Here is a 19,246-nt window from a genome sequence, read left to right on the forward strand (position 1 = left end):
ATCTTTCCGGCGGATCAGGCCGCAGCAGGAGTGGAAGTAGGAGTCAAATAGCCGGAGAAGGCGGCCGACAGCAGCGCATCCTGGCTCCAGGCGCCGCGTTCGAAGGTCTCGACGATGCTGCCGGCGCTCATGACGGCGATGCGGTCGCAGATCAGCATCAGTTCGCGCAAGTCGCTCGAGACGATGACGAGGCCCTTGCCCTGGCGCGCCTGTTCGGCCAGCACCTGATAAATATCAAACTTGGCGCCGATATCGATGCCGCGCGTGGGTTCGTCGAACAGCATCACGGGGCAGTCGCGGTACAGCCAGCGGGCGATCACCACCTTTTGCTGGTTGCCGCCAGACAGTTCCGCCACCGTTTGCGCGCTGTTGCGCGAGCGGATGCCCAGGCGCTGAATATAGTCGTCGGCCACCGTCGCTTCGGCCGCGTCGTTGAGCCAGCCGGCGCCGCTGACCGTATCGAGCGATGCCAGGGTGGTGTTGACGGCGATGGACTGGCGCAGCAACAGACCTTGTCCCTTGCGGTCTTCCGTGATCATGGCGATGCCGGCCTGCACGGCCGCCTGCGGCGAGTGCAGGGCGGCGGGCGTTGTGCTGTCGCCGAGGAACACGTCACCGGCGTCGGCGCGGTCGGCGCCGAAGATCAGCCGCAGCAATTCCGTGCGGCCCGAGCCGATGAGGCCGGCGATGCCGAGGATTTCGCCCGCGCGCAAGTCGAACGACGTCGGGTTGACCACCTTGCCGCGCGCCAGGCCCCGCACGCGCAGCAACGGCGCGCCTATCGTGCGGCCGCTCAGGTCGACGGCATCGTCGGCCGAGCGGCCCACCATCAGGCTGACCAGGTCGGCGGCGGAGTGGCCCGCGATGTCGTCATCGCACACGAGCTGGCCGTCGCGCAGCACGGCGATGCGGTCGGCCACGCGCTTGAGTTCTTCCAGGCGGTGGGAAATATAGATGATGCACACGCCGTCGGCCTTCAGGCGCTCGATTTGCAGGAACAGCAATTCCACTTCGCGGTGCGTCAGCATGGCCGTCGGCTCGTCGAGCACCAGCAGGCGGCAGGCGCCGATCAGGTTGCGCGCGATTTCGATCATTTGCTGGTGGCCGATGCCCAGTTCGCCCACGAGGGTCCACGGGTCGAGGCCGCCCAGGCCCACTTTCTCCATCTGCTCGCGCGCGTCGCGCTCGAGGCGGGCGCGGTCGATGAAGCCGAAACGCTGCGGCAGGTTTTTCAGGTACAGGTTTTCCGCGATCGACAGCGTGGGAATCAGATTGAGTTCCTGCATCACCATGCGGATGCCCAGCGCCTCGGCGGCGCCGCGCGAAGCGGGCTGGTAGGGTTTGCCGTCGAGCAGCATCGTGCCCGTGGTGGCTTGCTCCAGGCCGCAGATGATCTTCGACAGGGTGCTCTTGCCCGCGCCGTTCTCGCCCGTCAGCGCCAGCACCTGGCCGGGGGCGAAACGCAGGCCCACGCCGCCCAGCACGGGGCCGACATAGGACTTGCCGATGTTGTCCAGGGTCAATAGAGGGGTGGCGGCTGATGGCGCCGGGGGAATGTCGGTAGGCATGATAAAACTCCGCGGAAAAAGGCGGCGGGGCCGGCGCCGCAGCCTCAGGCAGAGACGCGGACGCTGGCCCCGGCGGGATCAGACGATCAGGACTTGGCGCCCTTGGCGACCAGTTCGACCTTGGTTTCGATGACGCCACCGAGATCGGCCTGTTTCTTCTTCTGCGCCAGCGCTTTGAGCACGGTGTCGATGCCGAACACGGCTTGCTGCGAACCGAACTGGTCGGCGGTAGCCAGCACGCGGCCATCAGCCAGCATCGGCTTGATGGCGTTGATGTTGTCGTAGCCGACGACGAGCACTTTGCCCGTCTTGCCGGCCGCCTTGATGGCGGACACGGCGCCGATGGCCATGTTGTCGTTACCGCACAGCAAAGCCTTGATATTCGGGTTGGCGTTCAGCATGGCGGCCGCCACCGTGTTGGCAGGGGCGATTTCCCACTGGCCCGACTGTACGCTGACCACTTTCGCACCGGCCGCGTTCATGGCGTCCTGGAAGCCCAGGGTGCGCTGCTGCGCATTGTAGGTGGTCGACACGCCTTCGATGATGCCGACGGGGTCGCCCTTCTTGATCTGCTTGGCCAGGAAGTCGCCGACGACCTTGGCGCCCTTGCGGTTGTCCGGGCCGACGAACGGCACGGTGATGCCCTTCTCTTTCAGCGCGCCCTCGTCGAGCTTGTTGTCGATATTGACGACGATGATGCCCGCGTCGATGGCTTTTTTCAGCACCGGCACCAGCGCCTTCGAGTCGGCCGGGGCGATCACCAGCGCGTTGACGCGCGAGACGATCATTTGCTCGACCAGCTTGATCTGGCTCGACGTATCCGTTTCATCCTTGATGCCGTTCGACAGCAGGTCGTACTTGGCGGCATTGGCCTTCTGATGCGCCTTGGCGCCATTTTCCATGGTCAGGAAAAATTCATTGGCGAGCGACTTCATCACCAGCGCCACCTTCGGCTTGGCTGGCGTCTGCGCCATCGCCGGCACGGCGGGCAAGGCACATACCAGGACAGCGGCGGCAATCATTTTCAGGCGAATACGGGATGTCATGAGCGTCTCCAGAGTTGTTGGTCAAGCACGTGTACGGCATGCTTTTAAGGAAATTCGTTGCGCGCAAACGTTTGCGCGAAGCGAATAGTGCCTCAATGCCCCATATCAGTGCAAGCAAAACTGTATGTGCGGTGCAGCAAAAGGGATACGTACAGAGGGAGGCAGGCAGGCCGATATGATCAGCCTGCCGAGGGGAAATGCGCGGAAGTCAGGCGTTTGTTGCGGGACGGGCACTGGCCCACTGCACGGCCAGCACGCTGGCCAGCACCAGCAACAAGCCCAGCATCGACCAGCCCGTCATGGCCTGGCCCAGCAAGGCCCAGCCCAGCACGACGGCCATCAGGGGACTGAGCAGTCCCAGCGACGAGACAGCCACGGGCGACAGCCTGGCGATGCCGCGGAACCACAAGGCGTACGCGAGCAAGGCGCCGGCCAGGCACAGGTAGGCGTAGGCCAGCACTTGCTGCAGGGACAGCGACGGCAGGGGCGCGTCGGCCAGCCAGGCGACGGGCGCCAGCATCAGGCCGCCGAGCAGCAATTGCCAGCCCGTCAGCGCCAGCACGGGCAAGTCCGGCTTCCAGCGCCGCGTCAGATAGGTGCCGGCCGCCATGCAGGCCGTGCCGCCCAGCGCGGCGGCGATGCCGACGGGTTCCCACACCGTGCGCGGCGACAACAATAAAACGCCCATGCCGGCCACGCCCAGCACGCTGGCGCCCAGGGCCAGGCGGGCCGGACGGCGCCCTTCCACGCCCCAGGCCAGGCCCATCACCAAGAGCGGCTGGATGGCGCCCACCACGGCCGCCAGGCCGCCGGGCAAGCGGTAGGCGGCCACGAACAGCAGCGCCTGGAACACGCCGATATTGAGCGCGGAGAGGACCAGCACGCGGCCCCAGTCGCGCCGCGCGGGCAGGCGCCGCATGATCAGCAGCAACAGCAGGCCGGCCGGCAGCACGCGGATCAGCGCCGCCGTGAACGGGCGGTCCGGCGGCAGCAGTTCGGACGTGACGATATACGTGGAACCCCAGATCAGGGGCGCCAGCGCCGTGAGCACGATATCGCCCCAGGCGGGGCGGGAAAAAGAAATGGACATACACTATCTCGACGTTAAGATAATTCAGTGTGGACACATACTATCTTGATGTCAAGATAAATACGCCAACATGGGCGATGCTGCCGGGCATAAAAAAACCCGGCGCGCAGGCCGGGTTCTTGTTGCAACGGTGAAAGCTTAGCGGCGCCCGCTGCGGGCAGGCGTGCCGCCCTTGGCAGGCGGCTTGCTGCCACGGCCCACGGGTGCGGCGGCCGGCTTGGCCTTCGTCTTGATAGTCGACAAGATCGATGGTCGCACTTTCGACTCGACGGCCGTGGCCTTCGGCGCCGCGGCCGTGCCGCCCAGGGCGATGCGGTTCTTGCCCGGCGTGACCTTGAACTTGTCCGGCGTGCCGGCGCCATGCGTCTGACGGCTGCGTTCGCCAGCGGCCAGGCCGCCCGACTCGGACGAGGTCCAGGCCGGTATCAAGTGCTTGTCGCCATTGCCGATCAAGTCGCCACGGCCCATGTTGACCAGCGCTTCGCGCAGGATCGGCCAGTTGGCCGGGTCCTGGTAGCGCAGGAAGGCTTTATGGGTGCGACGGATCTTGCCGCTGCGGGCCGTTTCCACCACTTCCGAATCCGCCGTGACCTTGCGCAAAGGATTCTTGCGCGTGTGATACATGGTCGTGGCCATGGCCATCGGCGTGGGCATGAAGGTCTGCACCTGGTCCAACTTGAAATTGTTCTTCTTCAGCCACAGGGCCAGGTTCAGCATGTCCAGGTCCGTCGTGCCCGGATGGGCGGCGATGAAATACGGGATCAGGTATTGCTTCTTGCCTGCTTCCAGCGAGAAACGGTCGAACATTTCCTTGAATTCGTCGTAGGCGCCGATGCCGGGCTTCATCATCTTCGACAAGGTGCCCTCTTCCGTGTGCTCGGGCGCGATCTTCAGCAAGCCGCCCACGTGGTGCGTCACCAGCTCTTTGACGTACTCGGGCGAACGCACGGCCAGGTCGTAGCGCAAGCCCGAGCTGATCAGCACTTTCTTGATGCCGGGAATGGCGCGCGCCTTGCGGTACAGCGAGATGAGCTTGCTGTGGTCCGTGCCCAGGTTCACGCAGATGGACGGGTACACGCACGACAGGCGGCGGCACGACACTTCGATCTCTTTTTCCTTGCAAGCCAGGCGGTACATATTCGCCGTGGGGCCACCCATATCGGAAATGGTACCCGTAAATCCCTTGGTTTTATCGCGGATATGCTCGATTTCGCGCAAAATCGACGGTTCCGAACGGCTCTGGATGATGCGGCCTTCATGCTCCGTGATCGAGCAGAAGGTGCAGCCGCCGAAGCAGCCGCGCATGATGTTGACGGAGAAGCGAATCATTTCCCACGCGGGGATGTGCGCCTTGCCATAGCTCGGGTGCGGGGCGCGCGCGTAGTTCATGTCGTACACGCCATCCATCTCGTCCATGGCCAGCGGCAGCGGCGGCGGGTTGAGCCACACGTCGCGCTCGCCGTGTGCCTGCACCATGGCGCGCGCATTGCCTGGATTCGATTCCAGGTGGAACACGCGCGAAGCGTGCGCATACATGACGGGGTCGTCCTTGACGACGTCGTAGGCGGGCAGGCGCACCACCGTCTTGTCGTGCTTTTCCTTGGCCATGGCCAGGCGCTCTTCGCGGCTCATGATGCGGATGGGCTTGATGACTTCGGCCGATTTCGATGCATTTTCCGTGGCGCAGGCGGTCTTGTCTTCCTGCACCATCTCGTACGGGCTGTAGTGCGGGTCGATCTTGCCGGGCACGTCGACGCGGGTGGAATTGTGCACGCCCCAGTCGTCGCCAGGCAGCCAGCCGGCCGGCACCATGAAGGCCGTGCCGCGCAAGTCGCGGATATCCTTGATGTTTTCGCCGGCGGCCAGGCGGTGGGTCAGGTCGACCAGCGCCCGCTCGGCATTACCGAAGATCAACAAATCAGCCTTGGAATCGGGCAAGACGGAGCGGCGGACCTTGTCCGACCAGTAATCGTAATGGGCGATGCGGCGCAAGGACGCCTCGATGCTGCCGATGACGATGGGCACGTCGGAATACGCTTCGCGCGCGCGCTGGGCGTACACGGTGACGGCGCGGTCCGGGCGTTTGTTCGGTTCGGCATTGGCCGTGTAGGCGTCGTCGGAGCGGATCTTGCGGTCGGCCGTGTACTGGTTGACCATGGAATCCATGTTGCCGGCGGTAATGCCGTAGTACAGGCGCGGCTTGCCGAGGATGCGGAAGGCGTCGGCCGACAGCCAGTCCGGCTGGCTGATGATGCCGACGCGGTAACCCTGCGCTTCGAGCAGGCGGCCGACGAGAGCCATGCCGAAGCTCGGATGGTCGATGTAGGCGTCGCCCGTGACGAGGATGACGTCGCACTGGTCCCAGCCCAGCGCGTCCATCTCGGCACGCGACATCGGCAGGAAAGGCGCCACGGCAGCGCGGGCAGACCGCTTGGGAACGGTCGCAAATAAATTGGTAGGGGAGCTCATAGGGTACGGATTGTACCGGAATTGGCCATTTCCAACCTGACGGCCTGCTTTTGACTGTTGGATTTCAGTACAAAAAACGTTTTCTTTTCAATCACTTGGAGATGTTCGCAAAGAAAATAATCATCAATTCCTATCATACATAAAGAAAATTTAAAAATAACAGTCTAAAGAATCGGCTACATGATGCTGTAACATATATTGATAATTTATATAATCACAGCATCTCCTTTAGGATTTTCATATGAAAATTTTTGGTATTATTCTGAGCGCACTATTTCTGAGTGCGTGCGGTGGTGGTTCAAGCACACCGCCTGTGGTCACTCCCCCAACCACAACCTACGCCATCTCCGGCCAAGTGCAAAAAGGTCCATTTGCGATCGGCTCACAAATCATCGTAAATGAGCTTGACGTAAATCTGAATGCGACGTCTAAATCCTATTCCGCGCAAACGAGCGATAATCTTGGTAACTTCACGGTCTCCTCTGCCGTGACTACCAACATGGTAGAAATCATTGGTTCCGGTTTTTACATGGACGAGATCACTGGCAAGCTGGGCACCTCACAAATACAATTACGAGGAATTGCCGACCTGAGTATTAACACCAAGCCCACCGTCAACGTATTGACCACGCTGCAACAGCCGCGCCTGAAGGCCTTAATAGCACAAGGAAAAACCTATGCAGTGGCCAATACACAGTCGCAGAACGAGGTCTTGGCGGCGTTCGGCATTAATGCAGCGAAGATAACGGCAATATCGCCTTTTTATTCAATGAAAATCAATGGCACCACCGATTCCGATTCGGTGCTGCTGGCCATATCCGTGACGCTGTCACAAATGGCAAGCAACGCGGCAGGAATCAATGGCAGCAATCAGTCAGCGGAGCTATCGAACTATATTAATACTCTTGCGGTTGAGCTGGCAGCCACCGGGACGAGCAGCAATGCGGCATTTGCCGCTGCAAAAAATGCAGCACAGATTGCCGTCAATTTGCCCGGCGTCAGAAGCAATCTGGAAACCTACTATGCGAACCAGACATCGACCATGGCAGCACCCAAATTCGAGGAATGGATAGACAAGAGCGGCTCTGGCAACCTGCCTCAGCGCTTGGTGCCAATTAGCGAACTCAACTTTACAAATACGCTGGACACGGCGCCAGGGCAATTAATTACGAGTAATACCGTTCTGATTTCGGGCTTACCGGAAGGATTCATAGCCCCAGTCAGCGCCAGCGCCGGTAGCACCATCATCAAAAATAATGTTGCATTGGCCGGCTTGCACGCGGATGTCAAGAACGGCGATACCATCGCGCTGCGCTTGAGCACGCCAGGTTACGGATTGAGCACAATGGCCACAATCAGCGTCGGCTCCTCTTCAGCAACATGGAGCGTCACGAGTAAAGCGCTGGGTGGAGGTATTCTCGGACTGACATCAGCAGGCTTGAAGCTGCGTAATAATGGTGGTGAGGAAATTGTCATTCCGTCAGGCGCCACCAGTTTTGCCTTCTCGACGCCTTTGGCAATGGGTGCAAGCTACAACATTATTCTGACCGGCGTGCCATCGCCCTACCTTGCATGTACCGTGATCAACGGTGTGGGGACGGTAAGCGCCACGGCCGCCAGCATCAGCGTTTACTGTGCTCCGGTATTATCTGGCATTACCTTCGATCCCGTTACCAGTCCCGTAGCAGACACCATCGTCACCAGCAATACCGTGACCATCAGCGGCCTGGGATCAGGCGTCAGCGCAGAGTTCAAGGTACGAAACATCAAGGCCAGCATCATCAAGAATGGCGTGGCTAACGGCACTACCTATACTTACGATCCGCCAGGGCCAGCCGTCATCATCGGGTGGAAGACCAGCGTCGTCGATGGCGATACTATCGCATTAACAGTCCCTGCGCCGGCACATGGCGCCAGCGTCAGCCTCGAAATTTCCATCGCGTCGTCGTCGGGTATCTGGGCCGTCAATACCAGCATTCCCTACTATACTGATACGCCATATAACCTGGTCTGGATGCCAACGTCGGCAAGTGCAACATGGGCAGAAGCCAACGCTTTCTGCACCAGTTTCAACGGCCAAGGAAAAACAGGCTGGCGCCAACCGACTTACCTTGAAAGCAACGCCATTGCTGAGCGGATGGGCAGCCTGACACCGACACAAACAATGACAAATGCACAATATTATGGCTGGAAAGAGGGCAGTATCTGGACATCAACAGCTGATGGCGTTGCTTCCCACGATGTCAAATGGATGGGTCGAAGCGGCGGCAGCGCCGGCATGGCCAACAGCGGACCGCGCGCAGACAGCACATCGCAAGTCATCAGTTGTGTGCGTGCCAACACACCATAAATAACAGGTCAATCAGGTAATCCCGGCAGTAAGTATGCTGCCGGGATTAGTTGTACGGGAATCATGCCGAGAGTGTGTGTCATCGTGAAACAGGTGAAAGGCCGGGATTGGAACGAACCTATCCAAGAGAAACAGCGTCTTCCGCGGGAAACTCACCAGGGGCACAGACAAGACATTAGGCAGAGGTATCAAGCTATATAAAATAAGTCTCAAGGCAGCCCCCTGTCTCTGAGGGGCACCGGCAAGGACCTACTCATCCGGTACAGCTCTTAATCCCCGTTGCTGGAACTACGTTCTGGCATGGCTGGGTTAAATTCCCATGTTGGCAAGAATTTCACCCAATTCCCGCAGCGCCGGCTCCAGTTTCGGGTGTTTGACGGCGAACTTGGCCGACAATTCCTGGCTGCGCTCGGCCAGTCCATACGTGGTCGACTCTTCTTCCTGTTCCTGCGCGGCGCGCTTTTCCATCAGCAACTTGATGTCGACATCGAGTTTTTGCAGCAAACCATGCAGTTCTTCATCGACGGGACCGCTGGTTTCCAGTGTCGAATGCAGCTGTTGCAGCGATTCCTTGAGTTTGCTATCCATGTTTTTTCCTGTCAGTCAGTAAATTGCGTGTCCAGGAACAATTGTTCCACCTTGCTCCTGGCCCACGGGGTCTTGCGCAAAAACTTCAGGCTCGACTTGATGCTGGGATCGCTGATGAAGCAATTGATATCGATGTGCTTGGCCAAGCCATCCCAGCCGTAGTGGGCTTGCAGGCGCGTCACGATACCTTCCAGGGTGATGCCATTCAAATCTTGCTGACTCATATACTCTTTCGACTGCCTTCTTGTTTACATCTTACTCAATTCTACGCCGCCGGCACGGAAAGCTTGCGTGCGCCAGGTCAACGCAACGCAAGCTTCTGACGAGGGCGTCTTACTTGGCGTTCAAGCCGCGGCGTTCCAGCAGCGGCTCCACGGTGGCGTCGCGGCCGCGGAAGTCGCGGAACAGTTGCAGCGCATCGACGCTGCCGCCGCGCGACAGCAATTTGCTGCGGAACCAGTCGCCATTCTTGCGCGTCAGGCCGCCGTTTTCCTTGAACCAGTTGACCGATTCCGCGTCCAGCTTTTCCGACCACAGGTAGGCGTAGTAGGCCGCCGAATAGCCGCCCGAGAAGCTGTGCGAGAAATACGTGGTGCGGTAGCGCGGCGGCACCGGCGCGTAGTCGACGCCCGCATCCTTCAAGGATGCCGCTTCAAAGGCCAGCACGTCCGTCGGGATCTGGCTCGGCGCCAGCTGGTGCCAGCGCTGGTCCAGCAGGGCCGCCGACAGGTATTCCGTGGTCATGAAACCCTGGTTGAATTTCTTCGCCGCCGTGACCTTGTCGAGCAATTCCTGCGGCATGGCCGCGCCGCTCTGGTAGTGCTTGGCGTAGTTTTGCAGCACTTCCGGCCAGACGGCCCACATTTCATTGACTTGCGACGGGTACTCGACGAAGTCGCTCGGCACGCTGGTACCGGCAAAGCGCGGGTATTTCACGTTTGAAAACATGCCGTGCAGCGCATGGCCGAATTCGTGGAACATGGTCGTCACTTCATCAAACGTCAAGAGCGTCGGCTGGCCGGCCGGCGGTTTCGGAATGTTCAATTGGTTGGCGACCACGGGATGCGTACCCATCAAGCTGGACTGCGACACGTATTCATTCATCCACGCGCCGCCATGCTTGTTGCCGCGCGCATAGAAATCGGCGATGAACAGGGCCAGCGGCTTGCCGTTGGCATCCAGAACGTCGTAGACGCGCACGTCCGGGTTGTACACCGGCAAGTCCTTGCGTTCCTTGAAGCTGATGCCATACAGTTTATTGGCGGCAAAGAAGACGCCGTTGTTCAGCACGCTGTTCAATTCCAGATACGGTTTCAGCTCGTTTTCATCGAAATTGAAACGCTGCTTGCGCAGCTTGTCCGTGTAGATGGCCCAGTCGGCCGCAGCCACCTGGAAGCCGCCTTTTTCCGTGTCGACCACTTGCTGCAGGTCGGCCGCTTCGCGGCGCGCGTTGGCGACGGCCGGCTTGGCCAGTTCCGACAGCAGGGTGTTGACGGCCGTCGTCGTCTTGGCCGTCTGGTCTTCCAGCGAATACGCGGCGTAGTTGGCGTAACCGAGCAAGGTGGCCCGTTCGGCGCGCAGTTTGGCCAGTTTCAGCACGATGGCGCGGTTGTCGAACTCGCCGCCCTGGCTGCCCCGGTTCAGCGAGGCATCCATCAGGCGCTGGCGTGTCTTGCGGTCCGTCAATACGGCCAGCGGCGGCTGGCCGCTGGTGTTCACCAGGGCGATGACGAACTTGCCCGTCAAACCGCGTTCCTTGGCGGCCGCGGCGGCCGTGTCGATATCGCTGTCCGTCATGCCCGCCAGTTCGGCGCGCGTGTCGACGACGATGCTCTTGGCATTCGTTTCCTTCAGCACGTTTTGCGCGAAGGCCGTTTCCAGGCCCGCCTGCTCGGCGTTATAGGCTTTCAGTTTTTCCTTGTCCGCGTCGGACAGCTTGGCGCCGGCGCGCACGAAATCCGTGTGATAGCGTTCGAGCAGGCGCAGGGATTCGGCATCGAGGCCCAGCTTGTCGCGCTTGGCGTACAGGGTGTCGATGCGGGCAAACAGTTTCGGATTCAGGGTGATGGCGTCGCCATGCGCGGCCAGTTTCGGCGACACATCCACTTCCACCGCTTCGAGCACGCTGTTCGTGTTGGTCGAGGTCATGTTGCTGAAGATGCTCTGCACGCGGTGCAGCAACTGTCCCGTGCGCTCGAGGGCCACGATGGTGTTCTCGAACGTGGCCGGCTGGCGGTTGTTGGCGATCGCATTGACTTCGGCCAGCTGGCGTTTCATGCCTTCGGCAAACGCCGGCGCGTAGTGCTCGTCCTTGATCAGGCCGAACTGCGGCATCTGGAACGGCAGCGGGCTCACTTTGAGCAGGGGGTTCTGGGCGCTGACGGCGGCGGCAGGCGCGGATTTTGCGGCGGCGGCCATGGCGGACGGAGCGGCGTGGGCCAGCATGACGCTGGCGGCGATGACGAGCAGTTGTGGACGGATCATGACATCTTTCAGGAAGCGCGGGAAGAACCGCGATCGCGTCGCGGGCCAGTGGCAGATCATAGCAGCCTGTCACACAGGCGTCATCCAACATGGGCGATCCTGTGGTGCATCCCGCCAAATGCGCGGTTTACCACGGCGAACAATCAAAATCGCCAAATAAAAATGGCCGCCCATTGCCGGGCGGCCATTGATGTTCAGCACAGACGAGGCTAGTGCTGGGGAGGCATTACTTGCCGTTCAAGCCACGGCGTTCCAGCAGCGGCTCGATCTTCGCATCGCGGCCGCGGAAATTGCGGTAGATGTCGAGCGCATCGGCGCTGCCGCCGCGCGACAGCAGTTTATTGCGGAACCAGTCGCCGTTCTTGCGCGTCAGGCCGCCGTTTTCCTTGAACCACTCGACCGTATCGGCATCGAGCTTTTCCGACCACAGATACGCGTAGTAGCCGGCCGAATAGCCGCCCGCGAAAGCGTGCGAGAAATACGTGGTGCGGTAGCGCGGCGGCGCCGGGGCGAAATCGACGCCCGCTTCCGTCAAGGCGGTTTTTTCAAACGCCAGCACATCGGTGGGGATCTGTGCCGGGGTCAGCTGGTGCCAGCGCTGGTCCAGCAGGGCCGATGCCAGGTATTCCGTGGTCTTGTAGCCCTGGTTGAAGTTGTCGGCCGCCGTCACCTTGGCCAGCAGCTCGGCCGGAATGGCCGCGCCCGTCTGGTAGTGCTTGGCGTAGTTTTGCAGTACCTCCGGCCACAGCGCCCACATTTCATTGACTTGCGACGGGTATTCGACGAAGTCGCGCGGCACGCTGGTGCCGGCGAAGCGCGGGTATTTCACGTTCGAAAACATGCCGTGCAGCGCATGACCGAATTCGTGGAACATGGTGTTGACTTCGTCAAACGTCATCAGGGTCGGCTGGCCCGCTTCCGGCTTTGGAATGTTGAGGTTATTCGCGATCACCGGCTTGCGGTTCAGCAAGGTCGACTGGCCCACGTAGGCATTCGCCCAAGCGCCGCCGCGCTTGTTGCTGCGCGCGTAAGGGTCAAGCGTAAAGATGGCCAGCTGCGTGCCGTCTTCATTGAAGACGTCGTACACCAGCATGTCGGACGTGTAAACGGGCAAGTCGGTGCGCTGCTTGAAAGTGAGGCCGTACAACTTGCCAGCGGCAAAGAACACGCCCTTGGTCAGCACGCTGTGCATTTCAAAGTACGGTTTCAACTGATTTTCATCAAAGTTGTAGCGTTCCGCGCGCACCTTGTCGCTGTAGAACGCCCAGTCGGCGGCGCCCACCTTGAAGCCGCCTTTGCCCGCATCGATGACCTTCTGGATATCGTCCGCTTCGCGGCGCGCATTGACGACGGCCGGCTTCGCCAGTTCGCCCAGCAGGGCGTTCACGGCGGTGGTGTCGTGCGCCGTCTGGTCTTCCAGCGAGTAGGCAGCGTAGTTCGGGTAGCCCATCAGCGCGGCACGTTCGGCGCGCAGCTTTGCCAGTGCCAGCACTTCCTCGGTGTTGTCGAACTCGCCGCCACGGCTGCCGCGCGCTTGCGAAGCGGCCATGATGCGTTCGCGCACGGCGCGGTTGGTCAGCAGCGACAGCGGCGCCTGGCCCGTCGTGTTGACGAGGGCGATCACGTATTTGCCATCGAGGCCGCGCTTCTTGGCCAGGCCTGCGGCCACTTCGATGGCGGCCGGCGACAGGCCGTCCAGTTCTTCGCGCGTGTCGACGACGACGGCCGAAGCGTTCAATTCCTTCAGCACGTTCTGCGCGAACTTGGTCGACAGGGCAGCCAGCTGGCCATTGTAGGCGCGCAGCTTTTCCTTATCAAGCGCCGACAGTTTGGCACCGGCGCGGACAAAATCGGTGTGATAGCGTTCCAGCAGGCGTTTCGATTCCGCATCGAGGCCCAGCTTGTCGCGCTTGGCGTACAGGGTGTCGATGCGCTTGAACAACTTGTCGTTGAGCATGATCGCGTCGCTGTGGGCCGCCATCTTCGGCGCCAGTTCGCGTTCCAGGCCCTGGATCGTGTCATTCGTGTTGGAACCGGACATCACGGAGAACACGGTGCGCACGCGGCTCAGCAACTGGCCCGAGCGTTCCATGGCCACGATGGTGTTGTCGAACGTGGCCGGTTTCTTGTTATTCGCAATCGCGTTGATTTCCGCCAGGTTGGCGGCCATGCCTGCCGTAAAGGCGGGCGCGTAGTCGGCGTCCTGCACCTTGTCGAACGGTGGATAGTTGAATGGCAGGCTGCTCGCCTGCGCAAACGGGTTCGAGGCGGGCAAGGCGGCGGTAGCGGCGGGCACGGTGGTAGCGGCGGTGGCGGCAAAAGCGGCGGCGGCTGGCGCCAGCATCAGGCTGGCGGCGATGACGAGCATTGTAGGACGGGTCATGTCTTCTTTCAAGGAACGCAAGAGAGCCGCGATTGTGTCGCGGGCCAGCCTGAAATAATAACAGCCTGACACACTTGCGTCACCAGCAACTACCGGTGGTAGCGCGCCTGCCAGTGATGAACGGTGTTCATGCGCCCCGCACTACGATGCCGATTTAATAATGCGGCGGACGTTCGTTGACCAGCCCGCCATTCGCCTGCTGCGCCCCGTCGCGCACATGCTCGCCCAGCTTGTGCAGCATCGCTTCCAGCTGGTCGATGCGCTTGCCCTGCTGGTACACCATCTGGTTCAGCGACTCGACCAGGTCTTCCTGCTGCGCCAGCTTGATTTCGATATCGACGAAACGTACTTCCATCTGTTCTGCATTGTCCATGGTGCTCTCGGTGATTCCTGACTGAAAGCGGCATTCTACCGCCGCAGCGGCGTGAGCCAGGGCAAACTGCGTCCATTCGCCGCCGGACGGGCCCCGATTTCTGTTTATTCTTCCTGTATGGGCTCAAGCCGCTTGACGAATGAGAACAAACGATTACAATGAACACAGCAACGCCACCCGAACCAATACTGATCGATACGCGCAAGACGGCCGAATACCGGCGCTGGGAAGATTCCCTGCACGATGTGGCGGCGGCCGCCATCGATGCGCGCATCAAGCATTTGCAGCATGGTAAAAAGGGCGACTGGCGGCCAGTGGGCGAAGGCGTGTGCGAGCTGCGTTTTTTACAGACGGGACCCGGCTGGCGCGTGTATTTTCACGAGACCAACCTGGGCAGCCTGATCTTGCTGCTGTTGGGTGGCAACAAATCGAACCAGCAACGCGACATCAAACAGGCGCAAGCGATCCTCAGGGAGCTGAAAGCCCGGCAGGCAGCCATCCGGAAAGCGGCGGCAAGCCCATCGACAGGAGCACGAAAGAAATGAACCACCATATCGACCATGACACCTTCGACCTCGACGACCTGGAAGCCTTAGGCCTTAGCAAATTTGATCCAACGCAACACCTGACCAGCAGGGCCGCCGTGGCCGCCTACATGAGCGAAATCGTCGCCACCGGCAACGCCGAACTGTTCCAGTCCGCCATGAACGACGTGGTGCGCGCCTACGGCATGGGCAAGGTGGCGGCCCGGGCCGACATCACGCGCGAAGGCGCGTATAAAGCCTTGCGCGAAGGCAGCAAGCCGCGCTTTGAAACCATTTTGAAGATGCTCGATGCGCTGGGCATGCAGCTGGCCATCGTGCCGAAAACCACGCCGGACGGCGCCGTGGAAGCGTGAACCTTCCTTAATTACACTTTCGGCGCGGCCAGCAAGGCCTTCATGCGCGCCAGCCGTTCTTTCGGCGAAATCACTTCCGCTTCCGTCGGCACGGCATCGCCCACGTCGAGTTCCATTTCTTTGATGAAACGCGACGGGTCGCAATGGACTTGCTCGCCGGCACGCTTGCGCTTCTTGCACCAGGTAATGTGCAAGGTGCGCTGGGCCCGCGTGATGCCCACATACATCAGCCGGCGCTCTTCCTGGATGCGCGCGGCGATGGTTTCGGCCGGCGCGTCAGGGTCGCCCTTGTGCGGCAAGATCCCCTCTTCCACGCCCACCAGGAATACGTGCGGAAACTCCAGCCCTTTCGACGCGTGCAGGGTGGACATGCGCACGGCATCCTGCTCCTCGTCCTTGCCTTCGAGCATGGTCATCAGGGCCACCATCTGCGTCAGTTCCAGCACATTCTTTTCTTCGCCATCGCGGTCCTTGCCGCCCCGGCCCCGTTCCTTGAGCCAGTTGACGAATTCCAGCACGTTCTGCCACTTGCTTTGCGCTTGCCGTTCCTCGAAGGCATCGTACAGATACGATTCGTAGTGGATTTCCTTCATCATGTCGTCCAGCACTTCGGCCGCGTTGTCGCCGCTGCCGGCCGCACCGGGACGGCTGGCGCGCGACTCGAGGTCGTTGATGAAGTTGCAGAAGTCGCGCAGCGGCCCCAGCTGGCGGTCCGTCAGCTTGGCCTCGATGCCGCCCTTGAACACGGCCTGGAACAGCGAGCACTGCCACTGCCCCGAAAACGCGCCCAGCACTTCCAAGGTCGACTGCCCCACGCCACGGCGCGGTGTCGTCACGGCGCGAATGAAGGCGGGGTCGTCATCCTCGTTGGCCAACAGGCGCAGGTAGCTGATGATGTCCTTGATCTCGGCCTTGTCGAAGAAGCTCTGGCCGCCCGAAATCGTGTACGGAATGCGTTCCTTGCGCAGACACTGCTCGATGATCCGTGCCTGGTGGTTGCCCCGGTACAGAATCGCGTAATCGGAAAATTTGTTCTTGCGCTCGAAATGGTCGGCCGAGATCATGATGGCGACCTGCTCCGCCTCCTGCTCGTCCGTCTGCATGCCCAGCACCTTGATCGGCTCGCCCAGGCCGTGCTCGGACCACAGCGACTTTTCAAACAGTTTGGGGTTGTTGCCGATGACGGCATTGGCCGCATTGAGCACGCGCATGGTGGAGCGGTAATTCTGTTCGAGCTTGATCACCCTCAAATCGGGGAAATCCGTTTCCAGCGTTTTTAAATTTTCCACGGTGGCACCGCGCCACGCATAGATCGCCTGGTCGTCGTCGCCCACGGCCGTAAACATCGGCTTCTTGCCGATGCCCGTCACCATCAATTTGACCAGTTCGTACTGGCAGGTGTTCGTATCCTGGTATTCGTCGACGAGCAGGTAGCGCAAACGGCGCTGCCACTTGTCGCGCACGGGGCCGTTGTTGCGGAACAGTTCCACGGGCAAGCGGATCAGATCGTCGAAATCGACGGCCTGGTAGGCGGAGAGCGTTGCCACATAGCTGCGGTAGATGCGCGCCGCGTTCGCTTCATCTTCATCCTTGGCTTGCGCCAGCGCCATGTCCGGATCGATCAGGCCATTTTTCCACAGGGACATGGCGTTCTGGATGCCGCGGATCACCTGTTTATCGGTGGTAATGGCGAGGTCTTGCACCAGGGAAAAACAATCGTCGCTGTCCATGATGGAAAAGCGGTCCTTCAGCCCCACGCCATTGGCTTCCTGGCGCAGGATTTTCACGCCCAGCGAGTGAAAGGTCGACACCGTCAACTGCTTGGCCTGGCGCGGCTGTTTCAACAGCTTGGCGATGCGTTCCTGCATTTCCAGCGCCGCCTTGTTGGTGAAGGTCAGCGCGGCGATGGTGCGCGGGTCGTAGCCCCGGTCTTCGATCAGGTGGGCGATCTTTTGCGTGATCACGCGCGTCTTGCCCGAACCGGCGCCCGCCAGCACCAGGCAAGGGCCGTCGAGGTAGGTAACCGCTTCGCTTTGGGGCGCATTCAGACCGAACTGTGGTGCTTTGGACATCAGGGTATTTCCGCAGGGAACAGCAGCCCATTGTAACAGCGTCGCGCCCGCCATTTGCACGATGGGGCATGCCTGAAAAACAGGCAATGGCATTGATATATCGCCATATGGCGCCACCTTGACCCATGCAATGCGTGCGGCGCGGCCACGCCTGGAGTACCATTCCGCCTATATCGCCCGCGCGCGCCCACTTACCGAATGGCAGTCCCATGAAATTTGAACACTTGATTGAAATCAACGATCCCTTGAACCCGCTGATCGACACCCTGACCCTGGAACAGGTCTGGCGCGGCCTGGTCTTGCGTGCCGAGTCGCCGAAACTGTTCGTGCCGCACCTGGACGAGTGCCAGATCAGCGAGCGCAGCGATGCCGGTTTCGCGCGCAGCCTGCGCTATGGCGAGCTGGTCATCAACGACAAGGTGGTGCTGGTGCCGCAACTGCAGGTGCGCTACGAAGTGCCGGCGCAACAGGATATCAGCGCCTCCTCGCTGGTCATGACCATCGAGATGCCGGACGAAGCGAGCCTGTGGGTGCGCTTCCAGTACGACGACGGCCACGACGCGGCCACCGATGCGGCCAACGCCCTGTACGACGACTTCCGCCGCTCCGCCTACAAGGAATCCGACATCGACACCGTGCGCATCATGCGCGAGCTGGCGCTCGAGGGACGGCTGGATGCAGGTCTGCTGAACTAAATCAAACGCGCGCGCTGCGGCCCCATAACTGGTCGGGTCTAAATTGCAATCCCGCCTGCTCCGCGCTGAGCACTTCGCGGATGGCGTGCAAGTCCACGCGTGTATCGCGCCGCAGCGGCACGTCCAGGCGCGCGCCGCGGGGGCCGATCAGCGACTGCACGTGGGGCGTGGTGGCATTCAAGCCCTTGCGCGTGACGACGCCGATTTCTCCATTGAGTAATTTGACGAAGGTGCCGACCGGGTAGATGCCCAGCTCGCGCACCAGCAGCGACGCCAGTGGCGCATCCAGCGTGGCCTTGTCGGCCATCAGCATTTCACGCAAGGCCACGTTCGGCAGCAAAGGCTGGCGATAGCTGCGCTTCGAGACGCGCGCGCAATAGCGGTCGGCCAGCATGATCAAGCGGGCGCCGATGCCGATCGCCTCGCCTTGCGTGCCCAGCGGATAGCCGCTGCCATCGATATTTTCATGGTGCTGCAGCACGGCTTGCAGCCAGACGGCGTCCGTCACGCCCGCCGCGCGCAGCAAGTCGACACCCGCTTGCGGATGGGCACGCAAATAGGCGCGCTCCTGCGCGTCCAGCGGACCCGCCTTGTGCTGGAAATCCGCATGGCGCTCCAGCATGCCCACATTCATGCTCAGCGCGGCCAGCACCACGCTGCGGATCACATCGTCATCGAGCTTCAGCGCGCGCGCCAGCAGGGCCGTGATGACGGCCGTATCGACGCTGTGCCGCACGGCAAAGTCGCCCGCGCCCTGGTTGTGCAGGATGCAGGCCAGCGCCACGTCGGCGTCCAGAACAACGGCCTCTTCCACCAGCTGCGCCAGCGGCGCCAGGGATAGGTGGCTGCCCGCCTGTCCTGCGGCGATGGCCGGCAAGACGAGGGCCAGGCCCGCCGTGACGAGGTTCAGCATGCGCAGGGCCGACGGCGCTTCCGTCGCCGTGCGCGGCACGTCGGCGCTGGTATCGGCAATGACGCCGCGCGCCAGCAGCAATGCGATCTGGTTTTCGCTGCTGATGACATGGCCCAGTTTGGCCAGCAAGCTGCCCGTCTCGCCATGCACGTCCCAGGGCAAGGCCACGCCCAGGGCGAGTTCTCCCGCGTAAATGCGCCGAATTTTCACATCGTCTCCATCATCGCCTGCACCCGCTTGTTTTTACCATCCTGGCATCAGCGGCGAGTACCAATTGAAATGTTTTTTGCTTTTAATCAATATTTCAATGTGGCAGC

At 61.1% G+C, this 19,246-nt stretch carries 15 protein-coding genes; 4 read left to right on the plus strand and 11 right to left on the minus strand.

The window, feature by feature from the left end:
* Positions 1-14: 14 nt before the first annotated feature.
* The 4 genes from ACQ4WQ_RS26695 to ACQ4WQ_RS26710 all read right to left on the minus strand — a co-directional run bounded on the left by ACQ4WQ_RS26695 (position 15) and on the right by ACQ4WQ_RS26710 (position 6,098).
* Complete coding sequence (locus ACQ4WQ_RS26695; RefSeq protein WP_436501206.1) at positions 15-1,568, minus strand: sugar ABC transporter ATP-binding protein; 1,554 nt, start codon at positions 1,566-1,568, stop codon at positions 15-17.
* An 86-nt stretch (positions 1,569-1,654) separates the two neighbouring features.
* Entirely contained in the window at positions 1,655-2,614 is a 960-nt protein-coding gene (locus ACQ4WQ_RS26700) for a sugar ABC transporter substrate-binding protein (protein WP_070219455.1), read from the minus strand.
* 208 nt (positions 2,615-2,822) lie between these two features.
* Positions 2,823-3,704, minus strand: a complete 882-nt coding sequence (locus ACQ4WQ_RS26705) for an EamA family transporter (RefSeq protein ID WP_436501208.1) — start codon at positions 3,702-3,704, stop codon at positions 2,823-2,825.
* Positions 3,705-3,842: 138 nt separating this feature from the next.
* Complete coding sequence (locus ACQ4WQ_RS26710) at positions 3,843-6,098, minus strand: YgiQ family radical SAM protein (RefSeq protein WP_436501293.1); 2,256 nt, start codon at positions 6,096-6,098, stop codon at positions 3,843-3,845.
* A gap of 316 nt (positions 6,099-6,414) precedes the next feature.
* Between ACQ4WQ_RS26710 and ACQ4WQ_RS26715 the strand changes: the two genes are divergently transcribed.
* Positions 6,415-8,523: a hypothetical protein gene (locus ACQ4WQ_RS26715; RefSeq protein WP_436501210.1), complete on the plus strand. Its 2,109-nt coding sequence runs from the start codon at positions 6,415-6,417 to the stop codon at positions 8,521-8,523.
* 309 nt (positions 8,524-8,832) lie between these two features.
* Here the strand turns inward: ACQ4WQ_RS26715 and ACQ4WQ_RS26720 are convergent, their stop codons facing one another.
* From ACQ4WQ_RS26720 to ACQ4WQ_RS26740, 5 genes are all read right to left on the minus strand, one after another.
* Positions 8,833-9,111 (minus strand): DUF4404 family protein, encoded by a 279-nt coding sequence (locus ACQ4WQ_RS26720; RefSeq protein ID WP_034753883.1) that lies wholly within the window; start codon positions 9,109-9,111, stop codon positions 8,833-8,835.
* Between the two features lie 11 nt (positions 9,112-9,122).
* Entirely contained in the window at positions 9,123-9,335 is a 213-nt protein-coding gene (locus tag ACQ4WQ_RS26725; protein WP_034753881.1) for a VF530 family protein, read from the minus strand.
* 109 nt (positions 9,336-9,444) lie between these two features.
* Positions 9,445-11,595, minus strand: coding sequence for a M3 family metallopeptidase (locus ACQ4WQ_RS26730; RefSeq protein WP_436501212.1), 2,151 nt, complete (start codon positions 11,593-11,595; stop codon positions 9,445-9,447).
* 226 nt (positions 11,596-11,821) lie between these two features.
* Positions 11,822-13,978 carry a M3 family metallopeptidase gene (locus ACQ4WQ_RS26735; protein WP_436501214.1) on the minus strand — a complete coding sequence of 719 codons (2,157 nt, stop codon included), beginning with the start codon at positions 13,976-13,978 and terminating at the stop codon, positions 11,822-11,824.
* 154 nt (positions 13,979-14,132) lie between these two features.
* Entirely contained in the window at positions 14,133-14,351 is a 219-nt protein-coding gene (locus tag ACQ4WQ_RS26740; protein ID WP_034753936.1) for a SlyX family protein, read from the minus strand.
* A gap of 158 nt (positions 14,352-14,509) precedes the next feature.
* Here ACQ4WQ_RS26740 and ACQ4WQ_RS26745 point away from each other — a divergent pair, with 158 nt between their 5' ends.
* Both ACQ4WQ_RS26745 and ACQ4WQ_RS26750 read left to right on the plus strand, forming a co-directional pair.
* Entirely contained in the window at positions 14,510-14,896 is a 387-nt protein-coding gene (locus ACQ4WQ_RS26745) for a type II toxin-antitoxin system RelE/ParE family toxin (protein WP_436501216.1), read from the plus strand.
* Positions 14,893-15,249 (plus strand): addiction module antidote protein, encoded by a 357-nt coding sequence (locus ACQ4WQ_RS26750; protein WP_436501218.1) that lies wholly within the window; start codon positions 14,893-14,895, stop codon positions 15,247-15,249. Before ACQ4WQ_RS26745 ends, ACQ4WQ_RS26750 begins: the two co-directional genes overlap by 4 nt.
* Before the next feature lie 11 nt (positions 15,250-15,260).
* Here the strand turns inward: ACQ4WQ_RS26750 and ACQ4WQ_RS26755 are convergent, their stop codons facing one another.
* Positions 15,261-17,321: a UvrD-helicase domain-containing protein gene (locus ACQ4WQ_RS26755; protein ID WP_166448575.1), complete on the minus strand. Its 2,061-nt coding sequence runs from the start codon at positions 17,319-17,321 to the stop codon at positions 15,261-15,263.
* Between the two features lie 209 nt (positions 17,322-17,530).
* Between ACQ4WQ_RS26755 and ACQ4WQ_RS26760 the strand changes: the two genes are divergently transcribed.
* The gene (locus tag ACQ4WQ_RS26760; RefSeq protein ID WP_305061105.1) at positions 17,531-18,016 is read left to right on the plus strand and encodes an SRPBCC family protein; all 486 of its coding nucleotides are present in this window, start codon (positions 17,531-17,533) and stop codon (positions 18,014-18,016) included.
* 1 nt (position 18,017) lies between these two features.
* Here the strand turns inward: ACQ4WQ_RS26760 and ACQ4WQ_RS26765 are convergent, their stop codons facing one another.
* Entirely contained in the window at positions 18,018-19,139 is a 1,122-nt protein-coding gene (locus tag ACQ4WQ_RS26765) for an HD-GYP domain-containing protein (protein ID WP_436501220.1), read from the minus strand.
* Positions 19,140-19,246: the final 107 nt, after the last annotated feature.

This window comes from Janthinobacterium goodfellowi, assembly GCF_051380695.1.
Classification (GTDB): Bacteria; Pseudomonadota; Gammaproteobacteria; order Burkholderiales; family Burkholderiaceae_D; genus Janthinobacterium.